Origin of the sequence: Arthrobacter sp. HY1533 (genome assembly GCF_027568515.1) — a bacterium.
Lineage (GTDB): Bacteria > Actinomycetota > Actinomycetes > Actinomycetales > Micrococcaceae > Specibacter.
This window is the reverse complement of record NZ_JANKZF010000011.1, coordinates 84,393-106,565: the sequence shown is the minus strand read 5'-3', so window position 1 is coordinate 106,565 and position 22,173 is coordinate 84,393. Positions and strand designations below refer to the sequence as shown.

16 protein-coding genes are annotated in these 22,173 nt (G+C 66.6%); 6 read left to right on the top strand and 10 right to left on the bottom strand.

The window, feature by feature from the left end; all coding sequences use genetic code 11:
* Positions 1–97: 97 nt before the first annotated feature.
* Together PCK14_RS10595 and PCK14_RS10590 are read right to left on the bottom strand one after the other, a co-directional pair.
* Positions 98–1,966: a DUF7927 domain-containing protein gene (locus PCK14_RS10595; protein ID WP_269938459.1), complete on the bottom strand. Its 1,869-nt coding sequence runs from the start codon at positions 1,964–1,966 to the stop codon at positions 98–100.
* Between the two features lie 162 nt (positions 1,967–2,128).
* Positions 2,129–3,544, bottom strand: a complete 1,416-nt coding sequence (locus tag PCK14_RS10590) for an FAD-dependent oxidoreductase (RefSeq protein ID WP_269938458.1) — start codon at positions 3,542–3,544, stop codon at positions 2,129–2,131.
* A gap of 238 nt (positions 3,545–3,782) precedes the next feature.
* On the opposite strand from PCK14_RS10590, the gene rarD reads away from it, so the two are divergent.
* Positions 3,783–4,766: an EamA family transporter RarD gene (gene rarD, locus PCK14_RS10585; protein WP_442864699.1), complete on the top strand. Its 984-nt coding sequence runs from the start codon at positions 3,783–3,785 to the stop codon at positions 4,764–4,766.
* A gap of 33 nt (positions 4,767–4,799) precedes the next feature.
* Positions 4,800–6,194 carry a dihydrolipoyl dehydrogenase family protein gene (locus PCK14_RS10580; RefSeq protein WP_269938457.1) on the top strand — a complete coding sequence of 465 codons (1,395 nt, stop codon included), beginning with the start codon at positions 4,800–4,802 and terminating at the stop codon, positions 6,192–6,194.
* 66 nt (positions 6,195–6,260) lie between these two features.
* Here PCK14_RS10580 and PCK14_RS10575 read toward each other — a convergent pair whose 3' ends face one another.
* Together PCK14_RS10575 and PCK14_RS10570 are read right to left on the bottom strand one after the other, a co-directional pair.
* A complete protein-coding gene (locus PCK14_RS10575) occupies positions 6,261–7,082 on the bottom strand; it encodes a universal stress protein (RefSeq protein WP_269938456.1) in 822 nt (273 codons plus the stop codon).
* Between the two features lie 146 nt (positions 7,083–7,228).
* A complete protein-coding gene (locus PCK14_RS10570; RefSeq protein ID WP_269938455.1) occupies positions 7,229–8,290 on the bottom strand; it encodes a hypothetical protein in 1,062 nt (353 codons plus the stop codon).
* A 135-nt stretch (positions 8,291–8,425) separates the two neighbouring features.
* Here PCK14_RS10570 and PCK14_RS10565 point away from each other — a divergent pair, with 135 nt between their 5' ends.
* Positions 8,426–9,721 carry a D-alanyl-D-alanine carboxypeptidase family protein gene (locus PCK14_RS10565; RefSeq protein WP_269938454.1) on the top strand — a complete coding sequence of 432 codons (1,296 nt, stop codon included), beginning with the start codon at positions 8,426–8,428 and terminating at the stop codon, positions 9,719–9,721.
* An 87-nt stretch (positions 9,722–9,808) separates the two neighbouring features.
* On the opposite strand, the gene gabT is transcribed toward PCK14_RS10565, so the two are convergent.
* Both gabT and PCK14_RS10555 read right to left on the bottom strand, forming a co-directional pair.
* A complete protein-coding gene (gabT, locus tag PCK14_RS10560) occupies positions 9,809–11,170 on the bottom strand; it encodes a 4-aminobutyrate--2-oxoglutarate transaminase (protein WP_269938453.1) in 1,362 nt (453 codons plus the stop codon).
* A 48-nt stretch (positions 11,171–11,218) separates the two neighbouring features.
* Positions 11,219–12,649, bottom strand: coding sequence for a gamma-aminobutyraldehyde dehydrogenase (locus PCK14_RS10555; protein ID WP_269938452.1), 1,431 nt, complete (start codon positions 12,647–12,649; stop codon positions 11,219–11,221).
* A gap of 142 nt (positions 12,650–12,791) precedes the next feature.
* Here PCK14_RS10555 and PCK14_RS10550 point away from each other — a divergent pair, with 142 nt between their 5' ends.
* Entirely contained in the window at positions 12,792–14,240 is a 1,449-nt protein-coding gene (locus PCK14_RS10550) for a PucR family transcriptional regulator (RefSeq protein WP_269938451.1), read from the top strand.
* Positions 14,241–14,364: 124 nt separating this feature from the next.
* On the opposite strand, the gene PCK14_RS10545 is transcribed toward PCK14_RS10550, so the two are convergent.
* Both PCK14_RS10545 and PCK14_RS10540 read right to left on the bottom strand, forming a co-directional pair.
* Positions 14,365–15,639: a hypothetical protein gene (locus tag PCK14_RS10545; RefSeq protein WP_269938450.1), complete on the bottom strand. Its 1,275-nt coding sequence runs from the start codon at positions 15,637–15,639 to the stop codon at positions 14,365–14,367.
* A gap of 98 nt (positions 15,640–15,737) precedes the next feature.
* Positions 15,738–16,955: a hypothetical protein gene (locus PCK14_RS10540; RefSeq protein WP_269938449.1), complete on the bottom strand. Its 1,218-nt coding sequence runs from the start codon at positions 16,953–16,955 to the stop codon at positions 15,738–15,740.
* 248 nt (positions 16,956–17,203) lie between these two features.
* Between PCK14_RS10540 and PCK14_RS10535 the strand changes: the two genes are divergently transcribed.
* Together PCK14_RS10535 and PCK14_RS10530 are read left to right on the top strand one after the other, a co-directional pair.
* Positions 17,204–18,469 (top strand): MFS transporter, encoded by a 1,266-nt coding sequence (locus tag PCK14_RS10535; protein WP_269938448.1) that lies wholly within the window; start codon positions 17,204–17,206, stop codon positions 18,467–18,469.
* A gap of 38 nt (positions 18,470–18,507) precedes the next feature.
* Entirely contained in the window at positions 18,508–19,176 is a 669-nt protein-coding gene (locus PCK14_RS10530) for a FadR/GntR family transcriptional regulator (RefSeq protein ID WP_269938447.1), read from the top strand.
* Positions 19,177–19,309: 133 nt separating this feature from the next.
* Here PCK14_RS10530 and PCK14_RS10525 read toward each other — a convergent pair whose 3' ends face one another.
* Both PCK14_RS10525 and cobA read right to left on the bottom strand, forming a co-directional pair.
* Positions 19,310–20,770 (bottom strand): FAD-dependent oxidoreductase, encoded by a 1,461-nt coding sequence (locus PCK14_RS10525; protein WP_269938446.1) that lies wholly within the window; start codon positions 20,768–20,770, stop codon positions 19,310–19,312.
* Between the two features lie 32 nt (positions 20,771–20,802).
* Entirely contained in the window at positions 20,803–22,110 is a 1,308-nt protein-coding gene (cobA, locus tag PCK14_RS10520) for a uroporphyrinogen-III C-methyltransferase (protein ID WP_269938445.1), read from the bottom strand.
* Between the last annotated feature and the right edge of the window lie 63 nt (positions 22,111–22,173).

Here is a 22,173-nt window from a genome sequence, read left to right as displayed (position 1 = left end):
CAAAAAGTTTTTTTGGCCCCTAACCCCCCACCGGGGGGGCCCACCGGGCATTTCCCGGGGGGGGCCCCGCGACGGGGCAAGTGCTGACTGCTTGGTGCTAGTGGGTTCGGCTGGCCCTGCGCAGCATCAGCGCCAGGACACCTCCGGCCAGCAGGAACCCTCCGACGACCAATGGCAGGACCGCGGAGGAACCTGTGTAGGCCAACTCCCCTGCAGGCTCAGCCGTCGGCGCCGGGGTGTTCGACGCCGGGGCCGTCGCCGGCTTGGTGGGCGTGGCGGCGGTGGTGGGAACTCCCGTGGCCGAGGGATTTCCCGTCGGGGTGGGCGTGGCCGTATCGCTCGGGGTCGGGGTGGGCGTGGCCATAGCGGTCGGGGTCGGGGTGGGCTTCTGCGGCACCACATTGACGGTGGTGCAGGGCTTGTCCACGACACATTCCGCCGGCGGCACCTGGCCCGTGCCAGTGACCGCGTTTCTCAGGGTTGCGCCATCGGCGTCCTGGTTGACCTTGACCTGGTAGCTCAACCTTGCAGTTGCGCCGACAGGCAGGCTGAACGGGCCGGCTGTGAAGATGGCGCCGTCAGGATCGGCCACAGGAACGGATGCTCCCCCGCCAACCACCAGTGTGGCGGAGCTGGGGACGAAGGCAGCATGGTCCAGAACGCCGGAGAGGTCGTCACGGAAGGTGACATCCCCAACCGCTTGATTGCCTGTGTTGCGGGCCTCAACGGTGTAGTTGATGGTGTCGCCCGGGCTGACCTCGCCGGACCGGTCGGAGGTCTTGGCCATGGTCCAGCTTGTGAGCGGCGCCTGCGGGGCCTTGTTCGTGACGGTGCAGGAGGTTATGGTGCCGGCTTCAGCCGTGACCTCAAAGCCGGTGTTGCCTTCGGCGCTTGTGTTCGCAAGCTGCAGTGGATTGCCGTCGCGGGTGCACACGGCGTTGAAGCCGTCTTTTTGCACCACGGAGTATCCGGGCAGTTGGCGTTCGGTGATGGACACCTTCACGGGAGCCTTCTCCGGGAAGGCCATGGTCATGCCGGCCTGGCCGTTGGCGCCAGTGGTCAGGGCCGTGGCCTCGGCAGCTGCGGGGGCCACGTCAAAGGTCCAGCCCTCGCCGGGTGTGGTCTCGGTGGAACCGAAGGCCTCCACTGCCTTGTTGATGTTCAGGCTTCCCGTGCAGCCGGTCGTGGCGATGTCCTTGAGGGTCTGCGCCAGTTCAGCGTAGTTGGTGGTGAAGTAGTCGGCCCCCGCGGTTGGGCCCGAGATCTGGGACAGGCGTCCGGCATCGGCACCGTTGACGCCAACAGCCATGACGCGCGTGCCTGCATCTTTGAGCCTGTTGGCTTCGGGCACAGCTGCGGCCAGGGATGCCGCCACATTGGCGCTGCCATCCTGCCCGGTGCCTCCTGTGCCGTTGGAGGCCGTGCCGGCCGTGTTCAACGGGTTGCTTCCGTAGAAGGTGGGCACCCCGTCGGTGAAGAAGATGACGCCGTCGTAGGTTTGGGTGGGCACGACGCCCAGGCCCTGCTGCCAGTTGGTCCCGCCGGCCCACGTTCTGGCGTCGCCGGGGCGGACCAGGGAATCGATGCTGCCGGAAACGCCGGCGGCACCTTGGGCGGAAACGAGCGAGGTGGCGGCGAGCTCCTGCTTGGCAAAGGTGGCAAAGCTGTAGACGCCCATGGTGGTGGCGGTGCCCTGCAGGGCCGAGACCGCGGCAATGCTGGCGTCCTTGACTGTGCGGACATCGGAATCACTCATGGACGAGGACATGTCAAAGACCATGGCCAGGTTGAGGCCGCACTTTTGCGGCAGTTCAGGGTTGGGCTGCACGCTGACAGCAGCCTGGGCCGCCGGAGTGTCGGTTGCGGCAAGTGCGGGCAGTGCGGTTGCGGCCATGGTGCCGGCGACGGCGAGGGCAGCCGCGGCGCCGGCGATCTTGGGTCCCCGCCAAAGATTGTTCTTCATCATGTGTGGCAAATGTCTTTCGGCTCATGCCAACCGCATTTCCGGTTGAGTCAGTGAGTGAGAGTGAGCCGACGGGGATTCATGACGCGAAAAACCCGCCCGGAGTGAAACGTGTTCACTCCGGGCGGGTTTTGGGGTTTTCTTGCGGCGGTGCGGGCGCCCGCCCTACTTCTTGGAAATGTTGACCATTTGCTCGCGGTCCACGACCTTGATGCGCTCGCGCACCACGTCGAGGCCGGGCTGGCCCGTCCAGTTTTCGCCGAGCAGCTTCTCGTGCGCGTCCAGCTTGTTCCACCCTTCCCAGGTGGTGAATTCGACCCCGCGGGATTCCAGCAGCTCCACAATCTCCGACTCATCCGGCCGTTCGGCGACTGGCAGTGCCAGCCGGTCCTCAAGCAGGCATCCGATCGTCTCCAGGGCGTCACCCTTGGTGTGGCCGATCAGGCCAACGGGGCCGCGCTTGATCCAGCCCGTGGCGTAGAGACCTGGAACGTGGGTTCCGTCGGCACCGAGGACGCGGCCGCCGTCGTTCGGGATGACACCGCGGCGGGAATCGAAGTCCACCTCCGGAAGTTCGGACCCGAGGTAGCCCACGGCGCGGTACACGGCCTGGACGGGGTAGTCGATGAACTCGCCGGTCCCGCGGGCGTTGCCCGTGCCGTCCAGCTCGTTGCGCTCAAACTTGATGCCGGTGACCGAGCCGTTCTCGCCCGTGATCTCCACGGGGGTGTGGAGGAAGTGCAGGTGGAGGCGGCGGGAAGCGGGGGTGCGCGTCCCGTCATGCTCCTCGGCGAGCCAGTTGGTCAGGGTGTTGACCATGGTCTTGACCTGGTTGTTGCTCCTGATGGCGGCGTCGGAGGCGTCGTCGAAGTCGAAGTCCTCCTCGTAGAGGACGATGTCCACGTCTCGCGAGTGGCTCAGTTCGCGCAGTTCCAGCGGTGTGAACTTCACCTGGGCGGGGCCGCGGCGGCCGAAAACGTGGACGTCGGTGACGGGCGATGCCTTCAGGCCGGCATAGACGTTGTCCGGAATTTCGGTGACCAGCATGTCCTCGGCGTGCTTGGACAGCACCCGGGCCACATCCAGCGCCACGTTGCCGTTGCCGATGACCGCGATCTCCTTGGCGTTCAGGGGCCATTCGCGGGAAACGTCCGGGTGGCCGTCGTACCAGGAGACAAAGTCCGCGCCGCCGTAGGAGCCGTCCAGCTCAATGCCGGGGATGTCCAGCACGGCATCCTTTGTGGCGCCGGTGGCGAAGATGACGGCGTCGTAGTGGCTGCGCAGGTCCGCCAGGGTGATGTCCCGCCCGTAGGTCACGTTGCCGAAGAAGCGGATGTCGCCGCGGTCCAGGACCTTGTGCAGGGCGTTCACGATGCCCTTGATGCGCGGGTGGTCCGGGGCAACGCCGTAGCGGATCAGGCCATACGGCGCCGGCTGCGACTCGAACAGGTCAATGCTGACCTGGACGTCTCCGCCGGCCACTTCCTGGGACTTCGTCAAAATGTCTGCCGCGTAGACGCCCGCCGGGCCGGAGCCAACGATGGCAACGCGGAACGGGCGGGTGGCACTCGAGTTAGCCAAGAAAGTAGTCCTTCCGAACTGTGAATCGCAACATCAGCTTGCTTGCTGGCTCAACTGTTGCACAGGGAGGCGCGAATCAAGCGCCACCATCCCAGTCTAAATGTCACGCCGCAGGCCCGTAAGTGGGGCCCTGCGAAAGTGACCAAGCCCTCAGCGGGCCCAACTTCGGCACAGGACATGGCCACCTGCTTTCAGGTGGCCATGGCATTTAAACGGCCAAGGTGTTGTTATGGGGACTGTGAGCGTCAAAGAAACCCCAACCAGCAATGTACGCAAGAACCGGGCGGTGTCCGGCAAGCCCGTCCGCAGTGAAGGAGCAACGGGGGTGCTGTACGGCGTAGGCGCCTACGGCCTGTGGGGGCTTTTGCCCATTTACTTCCTGCTGCTCATGCCGGCCAACAGCGTTGAGATCGTGGCCAACCGGGTGGTGTGGTCGCTGTTCTTCTGCGCCCTGATCATCACAGCCACCCGCGGTTGGGGAAAGGTGGGTGCGGCGCTGAAGAACCGTCGCATTATTGGCACCCTGGCGGTTGCCGGCTTCCTGATTGCCATCAACTGGCTGACCTATGTGTTTGCCGTGACTTCCGGCAGCGCCATTGAGGCGTCCCTTGGATACTTCATCAATCCACTGGTCTCGGTGTTGATTGGCGTCCTGGTCCTGAAGGAAAAGCTCCGGCCGCTGCAGTGGGCCGCGGTGGGCGTTGGTTTCATTGCCGTTGTGGTTTTGACGTTCAGCTACGGCAAGCTCCCGTGGATTGCCCTGGTGCTGGCGTTCAGCTTCGGCAGCTACGGTTTTGTGAAAAACCGGGTGGGCGGCAAGGTCGACGCCATCACCAGCCTGAGCGTTGAAACAGCTGTGCTGACGCCCTTTGCCATCGCCACAATGGTTGTCCTGACGGTTCTGGGCCAAGCCACGTTGACGGGATACGGCCCGGGCCACTTCTGGCTGCTCGCCGCATCCGGCATCATTACTGCCGTGCCGCTGCTGCTCTTCGGCGCCTCCGCAAGCAGGCTGTCAATGACGGGGATCGGGCTGCTGCAGTTCATGACACCTGTCATCCAGTTCGTTGTTGCGCTGACCATTTTCGGCGAGCACATGAGCCTGGAACGCTGGATCGGCTTCTCGATCGTCTGGGTTGCCCTGCTCATCCTCATCGCCGACATGCTGCGCAACTACCGCAAGACTTCCCGCCTGAAAAAGCTGGCCCCGGCCCAATCCTGAGCCGTGCCGGCCGCCGCAACGAAAGGACATCCCATGGAAACTGAGGAATTTGACCTGCTCGTGGTGGGCGGCGGCAAGGCCGGCAAGTCGCTGGCCATGGACCTGGCCGCGGCCGGACAGCGCGTGGCCATGGTGGAGCGTGGCATGATCGGCGGCACCTGCATCAACGTCGCCTGCATCCCCACCAAGACCCTGGTCAACAGTGCCCGCCTGCTCGCACTGACACGCCGTGCCGCCGAGTTCGGGATCACGGTGCCCGGCTCCCCCGCCATCGACCTTGACCGGCTCCGTGACCGCAAGCAGGACGTGGTGGGCACCATGGTTGCCGGGCAGCGCAAGTCGTTCCTGGCTTCCGGCATGGAGCTGGTCATCGGCGAGGCCCGCTTCACTGGCCCGCGCACAGTCGTCGTCACGGACGACGCCGGCACGCGCCGCACACTCTCCGGCACCAACGTTGTGGTCAACACCGGGATGGTGCCCCAGGTGCCGGACATCGATGGCCTGCGGGCCGCGGACCCCCTGACCAGCACCTCCATCCTGGCCCTGGCCGCGCTGCCGGAGAGCATTGCAATCCTCGGCGGCGGCTACATTGGCTGCGAGTTCGCCTCAATGCTCGCCATCATGGGCGTCAAGGTGACCATCATCCAGCGCGGGCCGGCCCTGCTCCCCCGCGAGGACGCCGACGTCTCGGCCGCCGTAACGGCAGCGCTGGAGGCCGACGGCGTGTCCGTGCGGCTGGGTGCCGCGGCCGTCTCGGTGGCCCGGAACAACGGGACCGTGGCGGTCTCCCTGGCGGACGGCACCACCGTGGAAGCCGCCGACATCCTCGTGGCGGTGGGCCGCGAACCCGTCACCGGGGCGCTGGGACTTGAAGCGGCCGGCGTCGAACTTTCAGCCAAGGGCCTGGTCACTGTGGATGAATTCCTGCGCACCACGGCGGAGGGTGTGTGGGCCGCCGGGGATGTGGCGGGATCGCCGCAATTCACGCACGCCTCGTGGAACGACTACCGGATCCTGAAGGCCAACCTGGCGGCCGGGCCAGGCACGCAGCTGCGCAGCACCCGAGACCGCCTGGTCCCCTACTGCGTGTTCACCACGCCCGAACTGGGCCGCGTGGGATTCTCGGAAGAGGAGGCGCGCGCCACAGGTCTTGAGGTCCGGGTGGCCAGGATGCCGGTTTCCGCAATCCCCCGCGCCCGCACCGTGGGCCAGCTGGACGGCCTCTGGAAGGCCGTGGTGGAACGCGGCACGGACAGGATTCTGGGCGTTTCCCTGCTGGGGCATGAGTCCAGCGAGGTCATTGCCGTGGTTCAGATGGCAATGCTCGGCGGGCTGGCGTACCAGCAGCTCCGGGACGCCGTGATAGCCCACCCCACCATGGCCGAGGGCCTGCAGCTGCTGTTCAGCGACGCGTTCCTGGAACAGTAGTCGCCGGCCGACGGTGGTCGAGCTTGTCCAGACCCGGGTCTCGACAGGCTCGACCACCGGTGTCCGTCAGATTCCCTGCGCCACGAAGTCGCGCGGGACCACCACCATGGGCACCGGCAGCGAGCGCAGGATCTTGTTGGCGGTGGAGCCCAGGAAGATCTTGCGGTTCTCGGCCAGGCGGCTGGAACCGACAATGACCAGTTCGCCGGACTTCCAGCCGATGCCGTCAATGGCCTCTTCAATGGTGCGCCCGTGGGCCAGCGTCACGGTGACCTTGGTGCCCGGGACCTTGGCGGCCGCCGCGGTCAGCACCGTGTTGACGTGCTGGCGGGCCGGACTGAGGGCGTTGTCCAGGTTGAAATCGGTCTGCCCCAACTGGTCGATCTCCACCACGGAGACCAGGCGCAGCGGGACATTGCGCCGGCCGGCTGCGGTGGTGCCGACGTCGAGCACGGCCTGCCAGCCTTCGCGCATGCCGGTCATGACTGTCAGTCGGGTGAGCGGGGCCCGGCGGTTGTAGCCGCGCGGGGCAAGGGCCACAGGGACGGGAGATGCGTGCAGCAGCCCGTTGGCCACCGAGCCCACTGTGAATCGCTTGAACAATCCGTTGCTCGCCGCACCCACCACGATCAGGGCGGCATCGTCCTCCCGGGCCGCATCGATCAGCCCGTGGACAAAGGAGTCGGCCTCGCGGACGGTGTAGCTGGCGGCGACATCGTCCGGAACCAAGCCCAGGGCGCGTTTTTCCAGTCCTGGATCGGCGGCCTTGGCACCGCGGACCACGTTGACCAGGTGCAGTTCGGCGCCCTGGGTCCTGGCAATGACGGCCGCAAGGGCCACGGCGTCGTCGCCGCGGTCATCCGGGCGGTACCCCACAACATATTTCATGAATCAACCCTTCGCACAGGCCCGCGGCACCTCGTTGTGCACGGCGGGCATTCGTAGCACTGACTGTACAACCGGCGCCCCGCGCAGGGAACAGTGCCCCGCGGGCGGGTTCCATCCGCAGGGCCTCCGGACGGGACGCGCACCCGTCAGGGGTGGTGCTGCCCAGGATTGCCCACCGAAATGCTGACGGGCTCGAGGCTGTCCTCGGGCACGGGTTCTCCCGGCCCGCGGCGGGTGGTGGCCAGGATCAACAAGGCCCAGAAGAGGGCTCCCGCACCGACGGTCAGCAGCGGCCCGCCGGCCTGGCCCACAACGTAGGTCCACGCCTGAACCGCATAGGACTGGCTCTCCAACAGCTCGACGGTCCTGCCCTCGGCAAGCGGAAAGGCCTGCGGGGCAAACCAGGTCCACACCCCTGCGCACGCCAGCACGGCTCCCGTCCACAGCGCGGCCGGCACCGACGGTCGGCCGGGCGCTCCGTTCCCGTCCGGCCGCACGACCAAGGTCAAGACAAGGATTGCCAGCCCCAGCAAGAGCAGCTGCCAGGATGCCTGCTGGAAGACCATGTACCAGGAGATGAAGTTGTTGCCCTGGTTCATGGCCTGTGTGTACAGCATCTCGGCGAAAAGGCTTTCACTGAACATGGCGACGGCTCCGCCGGCCAAGGCCGCAAGGCCCACCGCGGCCGCAGCAATGTGGAACCACCACGCGTGTCCCGTGTAGTGGCGCGACGCCACCAGGAACAGTGCCGCCAACATGCCCAGGCCGGCGGTGAAAAGGGCCGGCGCCCCCGGGGCAATGGCAATGCCCCAAGGAACCATCAGTATTCCGTGGAAATCGGACGGATCGGTGCTGCCCGCGGCCGGAATGAGGGCGGCGGCCAAGAGGCAAAACGCTGCCGCAGCGAAAGTGAGCCCGATGGCGGAAAGCCCCAGGACCCAGGACCTGGCGCCCCATCGCGGTTCGGGCACCAAGGGCAGGTGCCGGGTTTGCGGTTCAGCACTGGTCTCGGGGGCTTCAGTGGGAGGTTCGGGCTGCACGCCCTCCGGAGCCGCTTCGGGCCATGCCTGGGCCGGTGGCACCGGCTCCCGCATTGGCGCCTGCATTGGCGCCTGCAGCAGCCCGGGCTCATATGGCTCCTCCGTGTGCCCCTCGCCGCCAGGCTGGAACATCGCCGGATACCGCTGGTCAAATCCCTGCTTGCCCATGCCACCCCACTGTGCCGCAACAATCGGAAAATGTTACGTCCACCCTACCCACCCAGTCCGCGAACGCTTGCCGTGACCCACCATTCGCCCTAGGGTCGGAAATAATTACACTCACAGGGCAGGGGACGCTCCACTATGACCAAGCGACTAATGGCGGCTTTGATGGCGGTGCTCGCCATGATTGGGGCAACCATGGCTGCGCCCCTGCCGGCCCTGGCCGCAACACCCGACAACGGCGCCGTCGCCGCGAAACTTGCCGCCAATCCGCAACTTGGGGGTGCCATCACACCGCTGCGCTGCAACCTGCCCCAGGGGGGCTGCTACCAGGCCTACCAATCCGGCAGCATCTATTGGTCCGCGGCCACCGGGGCCCACATCACCACCGGTGCCATTGCCCGCAGGTGGGGGTCGCTGAACTGGGAACGCGGACAAATGGGCTTCCCGAAGACCGACGAGAACTGCACGCTGGCCAACGGCGGCTGCGTGCAAACATTCCAAGGTGGGCGCATCTACTGGCAGTCCACTGCCGGGGCCAACGCCGTGACCGGCGCAATCGGGTCCGCCTGGGACCGTTCCGGCGCAGAACAAGGGAAGCTCGGCTATCCCATCAGCGGCGAAAACTGCACCCTCATCAACGGTGGCTGTGTGCAGAAATATGAAGGCGGGTACGTGTACTGGCGGCCGTCCCTGGGCGCCCACTCTGTCCACGGGAGCATCGGCAACAAGTGGGTTCAGATGGGCTACGAGCGCAGCCCCCTGGGATACCCCACCAGCGAGGAAAACTGCGGCGGGGCGCCGCTGCGCTGTGTGCAGTATTTTCAGGGCGGCACCATCAACTGGCCAACAAGTGCCGGAGTCAGCGTCAATCCCTACCAGTCCAGCGTCGGGGTGGTGGTCAACAAGCGCCGCCCCAACTCACCCATCAACCAGACACCGCCAGACCTGGTCTGGGTCGGGTCCCAAGTCATGCGCAGCGAAGCCGCAAACCAACTGGCTCAGTTGATTTCGGGCGCATCTGCCGCGGGCGTCCCCATCACCACGGTCAGCGGTTTCCGCTCCCACGCAACGCAGACCTCGCTGTACAACTCCTATGTGGCCCAGTATGGGCAAGCTGTCGCCGACACCATCTCGGCACGGCCTGGCTACAGCGAACACCAAACCGGCCTGGTCATGGACATTGGCAACCCGAGCGGGGCCTGCTCACTCCAGGCCTGTTTCGCCAACACTGCGGCCGGGCAATTCGCCGCTGCCAATGCCTGGCGCTACGGCTTCATCATCCGCTACACCAGCGGCTTTGATGCCATAACGGGATACACCTACGAGCCCTGGCACCTTCGCTACATTGGGGTAAGGGCCGCCACCGACATGCACAACCGCGGCTACCGGACGCTGGAACAGTACTTCGGTTTGGCAGCCGCCCCAACGTACTAAATCCCTGCAAACGACGGCGGCACCCGGGTGGGCCACAAAGGCCAAACCGGGTGCCGCCGTCGCGCTTTAAAGCGCGTGTTTCGTTGGCTAGGCCGCTGCGCGGATGGCGTCGGAGAGGACGTCCAGGCCGTCGTTCAGGAGCTCGTCGCTGATGACCAGCGGCGGGAGCAGGCGGATCACGTTGCCGTAGGTGCCGCAGGTCAGGATCACGACGCCGGCCTGCAGGCAGGCACCGGCGATGGCCTTGGCGGCCTCGGCGTTGACTTCCTTGGTGGTGTTGGCCGTGCCGGGCTTGACCAGTTCGATGGCCATCATGGCGCCGCGGCCGCGGATTTCGCCGATGATGCCGGCCTCGCCCATTTCGGCAACGAGTGCCTCGAAACGCTCGGTGACGATGCGCTCGATGTTGGCGGCGCGGCCGTTGAGGTCGTGCTCCTTCATGGTCTTGATGGCTGCCAGGGCGGCGGCGCAGGCGATCGGGTTGCCGCCGTAGGTGCCGCCGAGGCCGCCGGGGTGCACGGCGTCCATGAGGTCGGCGCGGCCCGTGATTGCGGAGAGCGGCAGGCCGCCACCGATGCCCTTGGCCATGGTGATGATGTCGGGGACAACGCCCTCGTGCTCGGAGGCGAACCAGGCGCCGGTGCGGCAGAAGCCGGACTGGACCTCGTCGGCGATGAAGACAACGCCGTTTTCCTTGGCCCAGGCGGCCAGGGTGGGCAGGAAGCCGTCGGCGGGGACAATGAAGCCGCCCTCGCCCTGGATCGGTTCGATCAGGATGGCGGCGACGGAATCGGCACCAATCTGCTTCTCGATCATGGTGATGGCGCGGCGTGCTGCCTCTTCACCCTTGATGTCCGCTTCCTCGCGGTACGGGTAGCTCATGGGCACGCGGTAGATCTCCGGTGCGAACGGGCCGAAGTTGGTCTTGTACGGCATGGCCTTGGCGGTCAGCGCCATGGTCAGGTTGGTGCGGCCGTGGTAGGCGTGGTCGAAGGCAACGATGGCGTCGCGGCCGGTGGCCAGGCGGGCCACCTTGACGGCGTTCTCCACGGCTTCGGCGCCGGAGTTGAACAGCACGGTGCGCTTCTCGTGGGTGCCGGGGGTGAGTGCGTTGAGCTCCTCGGCAACAGCCACATAGCCCTCGTAGGGGGTGACCATGAAGCAGGTGTGCGTGAAGTGGCCAACCTGCTCGCGGACGGCGTCCACCACGTTGGCGTCGGAGGCGCCGACGCTGGTGACGGCGATGCCCGAGCCGAGGTCGATGAAGGAGTTTCCGTCAACGTCCTTGATGATGCCGCCGTCGGCATCTTCAACGTAGACGGGCACGCCCGAGGCAACGCCGGCTGCAACAACTGCCTTGCGGCGGGTCTCAAGCTCAACTGACTTCGGGCCGGGGAATGCGCCGAGGATCTGGCGCTTCTGCTCGAGACGGAACTGGATTTCAGACATGGGGATACCTTTCAAAAGGGAAGTGCAAAAGAAGTTGTGTGGGCGGACTCAGGCGTCCAGGTTGCTCATGACGTGCTTGATGCGGGTGTAGTCCTCCACACCGTACATGGACAGGTCCTTGCCGTAGCCGGAGAGCTTGAAGCCACCGTGCGGCATCTCGGCCGTGAGCATGATGTGGGTGTTGATCCAGACTGCGCCGAAGTCCAGGTCGCGGGAGACGCGCATGGCCACGCCGTGGTTGGAGGTCCACACGCTGGAGGCCAGGGCGTATTCGACGTCGTTGGCCAGCTCGACTGCTTCTTCCTCAGTCTTGAACGTCTGCACAGTGATGACGGGGCCAAAGGTTTCCTGCTGGACGATGTCGTCACTCTGCTTGACGCCGTCCACCACTGTGGGCTCGAAGAAGAAGCCCTTCTCCCCCACGCGCTTGCCGCCGGTGACGACGGTGGCGTAGTCGGGGATGTTCTCAACCACGTTGACCACGGCGTTGAAGTGGTTGATGTTGTTCAGCGGGCCGAAGTAGTTCTTGGAATCGTCCGCGTTGCCGGTTTCCAGGCCCTTGGCGGCCGTGGCAAGTGCTGCCACGAACTCCTTGTGGGCGGATTCCTCCACGAGCACGCGCGTGATGGCCGTGCAGTCCTGGCCGGCGTTGAAGAAGGAGTACTCGGCGATTTCCTGGGCGGTCCGGCCCAGGTTGGCGTCGGCGAAGACAATGGCCGGGGCCTTGCCGCCCAGTTCCAGGTGGGCGCGCTTGAGCCCCTTGGCGGCACCCGTGGCGACGGCGATGCCGGCACGGACGGAACCTGTAATGGAGACCATGGAGGGGGTCTTGTGGTCCACCAGGGCTGCGCCGGTGGCGCCGTTGCCCAGGACAAAGTTCAGCACGCCGGCCGGGACAATGTCCTTGGCGATGTCGGCAAAGACCATGGTGCTTTCCGGGGTGGTGTCGCTGGGCTTGAGCACCACGGTGTTGCCGGCGGCCAGGGCGGGGCCGATCTTCCAGATCATCATCAGGAACGGGTAGTTCCACGGGGTGACCTGGGCAATGACGCCCACGGGTTCGCGGCGCACATAGGAGGTGAAGTTCTCCATGTATTCGCCGGCGGAGCGGCCTTCAAGCAGCCGGGCTGCGCCGGCGAAGAAGCGCAGCTGGTCGGCGCCCGCCCCGACTTCCTCGGAGGCAATCATGGCCTTGACCTGCCCGGTGTTGCGGTGCTGGGCCTCAACGAGCTCGTCGCTGCGGGCCTCGATGGCATCGGCAAGCTTGAGCAGCACCGCCTGGCGCTGGCTCGGGGTGGCGTGCTTCCACGTCTTGAACGCGGTTGCTGCTGCGGCCATGGCCGAGTCCACATCAGCCTGGCTGGAGACCGGGGCCTTCGCCACAACTTCCCCGTTGGTGGGGTTGACGATGTCCAGCGTCTCGGTGCCGGTTACGGGGACGAATTCGCCGTTGATGAAGTTCTGTAAGGTTTGGACCACAGTGTTCAACCTCTTTAAGTTCGGTGCGGGTGGTGCGGCATGTCAACCGCTTATGCGAAAGCCTAAGCCCGCGGACCCCGCAATCGAATAGCCAATTGCACCACAATGCGCAATCGGGGTAGTGCGTTTGTATAGTTGCACCATGGCACTTTCCTTGGCAGACCTGCTGGTTGTTCCCAGCCTGCACCTGAAGAACCTGGGTTCCACCCGCACTCCGCTCAACGCCCCGATCGACTGGGTGGCCGTCACGGAGCTGGAAAATCCCCAGTCGTTCCTCAGCGGCGGCGAACTGGTCCTGACCACGGGGGCCCGGCAGGGCACCGCCGACTCACAGCGTTCCTTTGTCCGGCAGATCAAGCGCGCGGGCGCCGTCGGAATTGGCTTTGGCATTGGTTTTGAGCACGCCACGGTGCCCGCGGCGCTGCTGGCCGAGGCCAACCGCTGGGCCGTCCCCGTGGTGGAGGTCCCGTACAGCACGCCGTTCATTGCCATTGGCAAGCTCGTGGCCGACGCGCGGTCCTCTGACCACTACACAAAGCTGGAACGGCTGCTGCGCGAGCACCAGGTGCTGGCACGAACCCTGCTGACCGGCGGCGGGCTGGCGGCACTGCTGAAGAAGCTCGCCTCCATGGTGTCCTCGGACCTGGTCATCACCCAGTACGGCGGCCAGGTGGCGTCCACGCACCCCGATGCAGTTCCCGACGACGGCGCCTGGCATGCCGTGGCGCTGTCCACGGGCAAGCGCGATTCAAGCACGCTGTGGCTGCGCAAGCCCTTTCACGACGACGGGATCGTGGACTATGCGCGCGGGCTCATCAGCATTGAGTTGAACAACCTGGTGCAGCGGCGCCAAAGTGCACGGCAAATCGCCGGACAGGTCCTGGCGGACATCATCCGGGGCACGCTGGAGCCGGCCGATTCCGCGGCCCGCCTGGAAAACCTGGGCATCCTCCCGACTGCCAAGAACCTCGTGCTGCTTGTCAGTGCCGAGGAAGGCAGCTTCCCCACCTTGTCGACCATCACGCTGCCGCCGGGGCTGGAACGCGCAGTGGCCGCCACCATCACCTCCGAGGGCAGGTCGGAGCTGCTGCTGGTGGTGCCCGCCCAGGCCGGGGATCCGGCCACGCTGGGCAGGGCGCTGAGCCGGCAGATGAACAGCATCGGCATCAATGCCCCCGTGGGCATCGGCGGCGCATATTCCCAGGCCAACGGCCTGCGCTGGAGCTACTTCGAGGCCCGGGAGGCAGCAACGCGCGGCCTGGACGTCAACGTGCCGGAACGGCTGAGCCTGACCTCGCTCCTGCTGGCCAGCGAGGACGTCCCCATGGCCGACATGGCTGCGGAGGCGCTGGGTCCTCTGGCCGCGTTTGACGAGGCCCACGGCTCCGAGCTGCTGGACACCCTTGAGTCGTACCTGCGGCTCAATGGCTCCGTGGCCGCCGTGGCGGAGGCGTTGGCGCTGCACCGGAACACTGTCCGTTACCGCCTGACGCAGATCGCGGAACTGACCGGCTACGACCCGGCCCTGACGCCCGACCGGGTGCAACTGTGGCTCGCACTTGCTGTGCGTCGGCTTTCGCCACACTCCTAAACTGGCCGGTGGCCGGCTGTGGGGCCGGACTGCCTGTCCGGGTTGGCGCACCCCTGGCCCGTGGGGTCCGGCAGCTGCCAACGGCGCTGCCTTGCCCACGGGCCATTGCCGGGGAGCGGGCCGGCTAGCCCATGCGGCTCATCCGGCGCAGCGTCAGCAGCACCAGTCCGGAGACCAGTGAACCGACGGACCAGAAGATGGGCCACCAGCCGGAGCCTGTGTAGGCAAGCTGGGCCGGTACGGCACTGCCGAGTGCGTGGATGCCCGAGCCCATGGCCTGCAGGCCGGCGGTGTGCACCGTGTTGACCGACGGCGCCGCAGGAACCACGGGGGTCACGGGTGTTACCGGAGTAACAGGCGTTACGGGGGTTACGGGGGTTACGGGAGTCACCGGTGTAACGGGTGTAACCGGCGTTACGGGGGTTACCGGCGTGACCGGCGTGACCGGGATTTCCGGCGTCACCGTGTTGGTGGCGTGGGAACCATTGGAAATGGCGTTGCCCAGGACGCCCACGGCGTTGCCGGAAATGTTCACCGGAACCGTGACGGGCAGGGACACCTGGACGTTGCCCAGGACGTCACCCAACAGGCCGCCCAACAGCCCGCCGTCGTTGTTGCCGTAGCCGTTGCCGGACCCCTGTGTGGAGTCCTGCTCAACTGCCGGCACCGTGGTGGTGTTGGTGGCCTCGGAACCATTGGAAACCGCATTGCCCAGGACACCCACGGCGTTGCCTGAAATGTTCACCGGAACCGTGATGGGGGCGGCCACCTGGACATTGTCCAGGATGTCGCCGACCACTCCTTCGAGCAGCCCGCCGTTGCTGCCGTTGCCGGAACCCTGCGTTGATTCCTGTTCGACTGCCGGCGCCGCGGTGGTGTTGGAGGCCTGCGAACCATTGGAAACCGCGTTGCCCAGAACACCCACGGCGTTGCCGGAAATGTTCACCGGAACCGTGATGGGGACGGCGACCTGAACGTTGTCCAGGATGTCGCCGACCACCCCGCCCCCGCCCTGGGAAGGCGCAGGGGCGCCCTGGCTGGATTCCTGGTTCACTGCCGGCACCGTGGTGGTGTTCGTGGCCTGCGAACCATTGGAAACCGCATTGCCCAGGACACCCACGGCATTGCCGGAAATGTTCACCGGAACCGTGATGGGGGCGGCGACCTGGACGTTGTCCAGGACGTTGCCAGCCACACCCCCAACGACTCCGTCCAGCAGGCCGCCAAGAAGGCCCTGCGAGCTGTTGGAAGCCTGGGCCAGCTGGCCCTGGACTGCTGCGGGGGAACCCGCTGTTGCGGAACTGGATGAATCTGCAGCACTGGCTGCACCTGCGCCGAGGGCAAGAAGCCCTCCGGCAAAGACCGCTGCACAGAGCGATCGGCGAATGATGACATGCATGATGACAAACTCCTGACGGGGATTTTTGGCCCTGCCTGCGATTGCAGAACAAGGAAAGACCGTGGCCCTCCCGAAGATCGGGAATGGCAGGCGGTCATCTAGCCAGGTGTTGAACCGGGGTTGTCGGGCATGGAGGCAGGCAGGGGCCAGTCGGCATTGGGCTGCGCCGCGCCACCGCCTGCGGAGGGGAAGTAGTTGGAGAATCCCTGCTGGGCGGCTGCGGGCCCGGCTGAGCCGCCAGGGCCGCCCGATCCGCCAGCGGTCAGGCTGGAGGAGGGGGCTGCTGCGGGAGCCGTGGCGACCGCGGGGGCACAAGGCCCAAGTGCGGAGCCGCCGGAATCAGCACTGCAGGATCCAAGGGCGTTTCCGCCGGTTGGTGCGGCCGTGGCAGACTGGGCGGCCAGACCGCCGGTGGTTGATGAGGGCGGCATGAGGGCGGCGGTGAGATATTGGGCCAGGGATCCGGCGCTTGTTGCAGCTGCGGCCCCCCGTGCGGGATCGGCCTTTGCCCCGGCGGCACTTGCCACGCCGTGGGCGGTGGGACCGGCATCTGGAATTGCAGTTCCCGGTCCGTCGCCGCCCGGCAGGACTCCACTGCCGCCGTCGTGCCCGGGCAGGCCGGGAACCACAGTGCCGGGACCACCTGGCGTGCCAGGGGTTTCAATCCCTCCGGGCGTTCCGGGGGTGCCTGGAGTGCCAGGGGTTCCGGGAATGACCGGCACGGTAGGAGTCCCAGGTGTCCCGGGAACCACCGGGGCCACCACGTTTTCAACAACCTCGGCAACACCGCCGGTGACGCCGTCCACAATTGGCTTGACCGTCCCGGTGATGGGATCCACCACGGGGGAAACGATTTGGACAACTGGTGCCGTGGCTTGGTCCACCGCCCCCAGGACCGGCGAGGTGACGGAGCCGACCACATCGACAACAGGCGGGATCACGGTGTTCGTCACCTGGCGCACGGGGGCAACAACGTTGCCAACAACAGGCACCGAGGAGACTGCGGCTTCAACCTGGTCCGTCACGGCGGCGACCGGGGCAACGATCTTGCCCACCGTGTTGCTGCCCGTGACGTCCCTGACAACGGGAACCTGGGCCAGTGTTTCGTCAACAACGTTGACCACCGGGTTCAGGATTCCGGACAACAGGCCCTTGCCCTTGTCCGGAACATGCTTGGCGGAGACCGAGGTGGAAGATGAGCCCGAAGAGGCGAATGCGCCGGAGGACCCCAAGACAATCAACACGGCCGCAAAAAGTGCGGCTCCGACAGCAAGCCTCAGGCAGCGCGCAAACGAGAAGACAACATGCGGTGACATTTGACTGCCAACCACTGCGCCCACCCCCAAGTTTGCTGCCGCTGTCGAGACCTGCCACTGGTGATTCGCACCGCCCGAGGGGCGATGCAGGAGACCACCCTGCCGCCAAGAGACCAATTGCGGCGGACAGGAACCTGCCCCCACCATACGACTCCCGCATCGAGAACTCCATAGCTGGGTCCAAAATTCTGTGTGTGACGCCAAGGCCCGCTGATACATCAAACGTCCAACGTTTTACTATTGAAGGGATGTCACAAACTCTCCAGCACCCCCAGCAGTCCCCCACCATTTCAAACACCACCACGGCAAAGGACCCCAACAAGCGCCTCGTTGCCGTCCTGGGAATCCTCGCCGTCGCCCTGATCGGGCTGAACCTGCGTGCAGGAATCTCAAGCGCCTCCGCCCTGTTCCACGACCTACAGCAGGTCCTGGGCTACGGCGCACTCACGGCGGCGCTGCTGCCGTCCATCCCAACACTCTGCTTTGCCATTGCCGGCGCCGCCACCTCGTGGCTGGTCCGCCGCGTGGGCGTGGAGAAGGGCATCGCGATTGCCCTGGCCACCCTGACCCTTGGCCTTGCGCTGCGCGTTGTCCCCAGCACGGGCATGCTGGTGCTGGGAACCGTGGTGAGCATGTGCGGCCTGGCCGTGTGCAACGTGGCCATGCCCTCGTTCATCCGCGAGCACTACGCCCACCGCACCGCCGCCATGACAGGCGTCTACACCATCACCATGTCACTGGGGGCCACCACGTCGGCCGCAGTCAGCGTCCCGCTGGCACTGCAGCTCGGTTCGCCGTCGCTGGGACTGGCCGCGTGGTCCATCCTCTCCGTCGTGACCATGCTGGCGTTCCTGCCGATCGCCCTTGCCGCGCACCGCCGCCCCGCCGTCGCCCCCGTGCCGCACGCCTCTCCATGGAAGCTCCTGGCGACCCGCCAGGGCATCCTCATCACGGCGTTCTTCACCATCCAGGCCATTGCCGCGTACTCCATCATCAGCTGGCTGCCGCTGATCCTGATTGACGGCGGGCTCGACCCCGCCACCGCAGGCCTCATCCTGGGCCTGGCCCAGGTGGTCTCCGTGGTCACCAACATTGGCCTGCTGTCCCTCGCGGCGAAGCCCGGCGGATTGCGCCGCGCCTTCATGCTGGCCAGCGGCTCGTACCTGCTCGGCGCCATCGCCCTGCTGGTGCTGCCTGCCCGGGCCGCCGTTGCCCCGGCGCTGCTCCTGGGGTTCGGCTTTGGCGTGTTCGCCCTGGTCCTGGTGGTCATCAGCAAGAGCGGAAGCACGACGGCGGAGGCCACCTCCATGTCCACCGTCGCCCAGTCGGTGGGTTACCTCGTGGGGACCATGGGCCCCTTCGGCATGGGCATGGCGCACACCCTCAGCGGCGGCTGGACCCTGCCGCTGGCCCTGCTGGTGGCCGTGGCCGCCATTCAGATGGTGCTGGCCTGGCTGCTGACGGCGTCACGCCCGGCAGCAGTTGGCGCACACAACGGCAAGCCGGAAGAATGACCCGGGACCACCGGAACAACTGAGAAGAGCCCAGCCTGATGTCCGCTGCACCGCACCTGACCCCGTCGCACCGGGAACCACTTGCCCAGGAAGTGACGGCCAAGCTGCGCCTGGCCATCAGCTCGGGTGCGTGGCCCGTGGACGGGCGCATCCCCTCCGAACAGGTGCTCATGAAGGAGCTCGCGGTGTCGCGGGGGACGCTGCGGGAGGCGGTGAAGTCACTGGCACACGTGGGCATGCTTGAGGTGTTGCGCGGCGACGGCACCTATGTGCGGGCCACCAGCGAAATTTCCGGCGCCACGCAAAAGCTCATCGGCCAACACGGCACCCGGCACGTGGTGGAAGTACGGCTTGCCCTGGACACCCAGGCGGCACGGCTGGCCGCCCGCCACGCCACCTCGGGGCAGCTGAGCGCGATGCGCACCCTGCTCGAGGGCCGGCGCGGGGCCTGGGAGAAACAAGACAACGCGGCGTGGGTGGAGTGTGACTGGGAATTCCACCTGGCCGTGGCACGGGCCTCCGCCAACCCGCTGCTGGCAGAGCTGTACGAATCCTTTGGCGACGTTTTCCGGGCCCAGCTGCAGGGGCGGAGCGGCACCCCGGGCCTCGGCTGCCCGCGGGAGGGCCACGAGGAACTGCTGGCCGCCATCGAGGCCCGCGACCCCGAGGCCGCCGCAGCCACGGCCACCGCCGGCCTGAGCACGTAGGTCCTCCTGACGGCTTCCCGGAGCGGGGATGGATTTCGGAGGCCGCCCGCGGCCGAGGAAATCTTACTGCCCGCGAGGGAAGCCGGCAGGAGGACCTCCCCGGCCAAAGGCCGGGGAGGCGGAAGCGGTGTGACTAGCCCACTACGGAAGCGCCGCGGGAAACGTTGACCATGTCTTCGCGGGGCACCACCTTGACGCGCTCGCGCTGCACGGGGCCGGCCTCGGTGGCTGCCGCGCCCAGTGCCTTCTCGTGGGCGTCGAGTTCCAGCCAGCCTTCCCAGCTGGTGAACTGCACGCCGCGGGAATCCAGCAGCTCGGTGATTGCCTCGGGTGCCGCGACGGCTGCCAGCGGCAGTTCTTCGCGGTCGGCGAGCAGGTGGGTGATGGTTTCCAGGGCATCGCCCTTCGTGTGGCCGATCAGGCCAACGGGGCCGCGCTTGATCCAGCCCGTGGCGTAGATGCCCGGAATGTGGCTGCCGCGGGTGTCCAGGACGCGGCCGCCGTCGTTCGGGACAACGCCGCGCTTGTGGTCAAACTCCACGTCCGGCAGGGCCGAACCGAAGTAGCCCACGGAGCGGTAGACGGCCTGGACGGGGTAGTCGATGAACTCGCCGGTGCCGCGGGCGTTGCCCGTGCCGTCCAGCTCGGTGCGCTCGAACTTGATGCCGTTGACCTTTCCGTCTTCGCCGGTGATCTCAACGGGGTTGTGGAGGAAGTGCAGGTGGAGGCGGCGCGAGGCACCCGTGGCGGGGTCGGCGGCGTCGTCCTCCTGCTCGGCGAGCCAGTTGGTCAGGGTGTTGACCATGGTCTTGACCTGGTTGTTGGTCTTGACTGCCTCGTCGGAGGCGTCGTCGAAGTCGAAGTCCTCTTCGTAGAGCACGATGTCCACGTCGCGGGAGTGGCTCAGTTCGCGCAGCTCCAGCGGGGTGAACTTCACCTGGGCGGGGCCGCGGCGGCCAAAGATGTGGACGTCGGTGACGGGCGATGCCTTCAGGCCCTCAAAAACGTTGTCCGGAATTTCGGTGACCAGCATGTCTTCGGCGTGCTTGGACAGCACCCGGGCAACATCCAGCGCCACGTTGCCGTTGCCGATCACGGCAATTTCCTTGGCGTTCAGGGGCCATTCGCGGGACACGTCCGGGTGGCCGTCGTACCAGGACACGAAGTCCGCACCGCCGTAGGAGCCGTCCAGCTCGATGCCGGGGATGTTCAGGTCCGCGTCCTTGATGGCGCCGGTGGCAAAGATGACGGAATCGTAGTGCTTCTGCAGGTCCTCAAGGGAGAGGTCCGTGCCGTAGTCCACGTTGCCGAAGAAGCGGATGTCGCCGCGGTCCAGGACCTTGTGCAGGGCGTTCACGATGCCCTTGATGCGCGGGTGGTCCGGGGCAACGCCGTAGCGGATCAGTCCGTACGGGGCGGGGTAGCGGTCAAAGAGGTCAATGCTGACCACGAGTCCGTCACGCACCTCGGCGCTCTTGGTCAGGATGTCCGCTGCGTAGACGCCTGCCGGGCCGGAGCCGATGATGGCAATGCGCAGTGGGCGTTCCTGCGTTCCGGGCGCTGCTGAAGTGTTCGATGACACGGCTGTGCTCATTTCCTTGGGGTCAAAGGGTCTTATGGTCAAGTTTAAGCGAGAGAACTGTGCGTTTCCCGCGTGCCGTAGTGGGCGGTCGCGAGTTCGGCCGGGGCCAGCGGGCTCACGCGCACCACATCGCCGACGACGACGACGGCCGGGTTGCGCACCTGGCCCGCCTGGGCGAGGGCCACGATGGTGCCCAGGGTGCCGATGGTGACGCGCTGGTTCTTGGCGTAGCCGTTTTCAATGATGGCCACGGGGCAGTCCTTGTCGCGGCCGGCGGCCTCGAGGATTGGCATGGAGCGGTTCAGGGTGCCCACGCCCATGAGCAGGACCACTGTGTGGTCGCTGCCGTGCGGGACGTTTTCAAGTTCCTCGTGGCCGCTGATCATGGTGAAGGCCTTGGCCAGTCCGCGGTGCGTCACGGGGATGCCCGCGGCGGCCGGAACACTGACTGCGCTGGTGACGCCCGGGACAACTTCCACGTCAACGCCGGCGTCGCGGCAGGCGATCGCCTCCTCGCCGCCGCGGCCCAGCACGTAGGGGTCCCCTCCCTTGAGCCGGACCACCCGGTTGCCGTTCAGGGCCTCCCGGACCAGGATCGCGTTGATTTCCACCTGGGGCACGGGGTGGTGTCCGGGCGTCTTGCCCACCTCGATGATCTTCACGTGTTCGCCCAGCGAGTCCAGCAGGCCGCGCGGGCCCAGCCTGTCGGCAACCACCACGTCGGCCTCGGCCAGGAGCCGGCGGCCGCGCACAGTGATGAGGTCCTCGGCGCCGGGCCCGCCGCCCACCAGGGCGACCGAACCGCGTCGGTGATCGAGCTCGTCGAGATTTGTACGGTTGGAGCCCGTGGTGGCGGGCCCTCCGGCCGTGCCGCGGTAGCGGCGCAGCGGCAGGTCGCCGCTTTCCAGGGCTGCGGCAATGGCGTTCTTGATGGCGGCGGCACGCAGCGGGTCTCCCCCGGCGTTGACGGCCACCTTGATGTCCTCGACCGTGGCGACGGCGGGCGTCCATGCGGCGGACTCCTGCGCGTCGGAGTGGTTCACGCACCAGGTCCGGTTGGCCTCGGCGTCGGCTGCGATGCGGCCGTCCACCTCGGGGTTGCCGGTGGCTGCGACGGCGTACCAGGCACCGGCCATATCGGCGGATTCGTAGCCACGGGCGTGCCAGGTGATGAGCCGGGCGTCCGCCAGTTCCCGCGCCGGGGCGCTGAGAACGGGGGCCACGAGCGTGACCTGGGCACCGGCGTCGAGCAATGCCTTGGCACGGCGTGCCGCAACCGTGCCGCCGCCAGCCACGAGGACGGGGCGGCCCAGGAGCCGGAGCGAGGTTGGGTAAAGATCCACAATTGCCATGGAAACGACCTTAGGGAAGTGCAATAAAGCGAAACAAGGGGCGCGTTACACCCGTTCACGCGG

Bases quoted from the DNA above. Each gene is read 5' to 3' on its own strand.
- PCK14_RS10595 (WP_269938459.1), bottom strand. From the start codon at position 1,966: ATGATGAAGAACAATCTTTGGCGGGGACCCAAGATCGCCGGCGCCGCG.
- PCK14_RS10565 (WP_269938454.1), top strand. From the start codon at position 8,426: ATGACCAAGCGACTAATGGCGGCTTTGATGGCGGTGCTCGCCATGATT.
- cobA (WP_269938445.1), bottom strand. From the start codon at position 22,110: ATGGCAATTGTGGATCTTTACCCAACCTCGCTCCGGCTCCTGGGCCGC.
- PCK14_RS10580 (WP_269938457.1), top strand. From the start codon at position 4,800: ATGGAAACTGAGGAATTTGACCTGCTCGTGGTGGGCGGCGGCAAGGCC.
- PCK14_RS10550 (WP_269938451.1), top strand. From the start codon at position 12,792: ATGGCACTTTCCTTGGCAGACCTGCTGGTTGTTCCCAGCCTGCACCTG.
- PCK14_RS10575 (WP_269938456.1), bottom strand. From the start codon at position 7,082: ATGAAATATGTTGTGGGGTACCGCCCGGATGACCGCGGCGACGACGCC.
- PCK14_RS10525 (WP_269938446.1), bottom strand. From the start codon at position 20,770: ATGAGCACAGCCGTGTCATCGAACACTTCAGCAGCGCCCGGAACGCAG.
- PCK14_RS10545 (WP_269938450.1), bottom strand. From the start codon at position 15,639: ATGCATGTCATCATTCGCCGATCGCTCTGTGCAGCGGTCTTTGCCGGA.
- PCK14_RS10530 (WP_269938447.1), top strand. From the start codon at position 18,508: ATGTCCGCTGCACCGCACCTGACCCCGTCGCACCGGGAACCACTTGCC.
- PCK14_RS10570 (WP_269938455.1), bottom strand. From the start codon at position 8,290: ATGGGCAAGCAGGGATTTGACCAGCGGTATCCGGCGATGTTCCAGCCT.
- gabT (WP_269938453.1), bottom strand. From the start codon at position 11,170: ATGTCTGAAATCCAGTTCCGTCTCGAGCAGAAGCGCCAGATCCTCGGC.
- PCK14_RS10540 (WP_269938449.1), bottom strand. From the start codon at position 16,955: ATGTCACCGCATGTTGTCTTCTCGTTTGCGCGCTGCCTGAGGCTTGCT.
- PCK14_RS10535 (WP_269938448.1), top strand. From the start codon at position 17,204: ATGTCACAAACTCTCCAGCACCCCCAGCAGTCCCCCACCATTTCAAAC.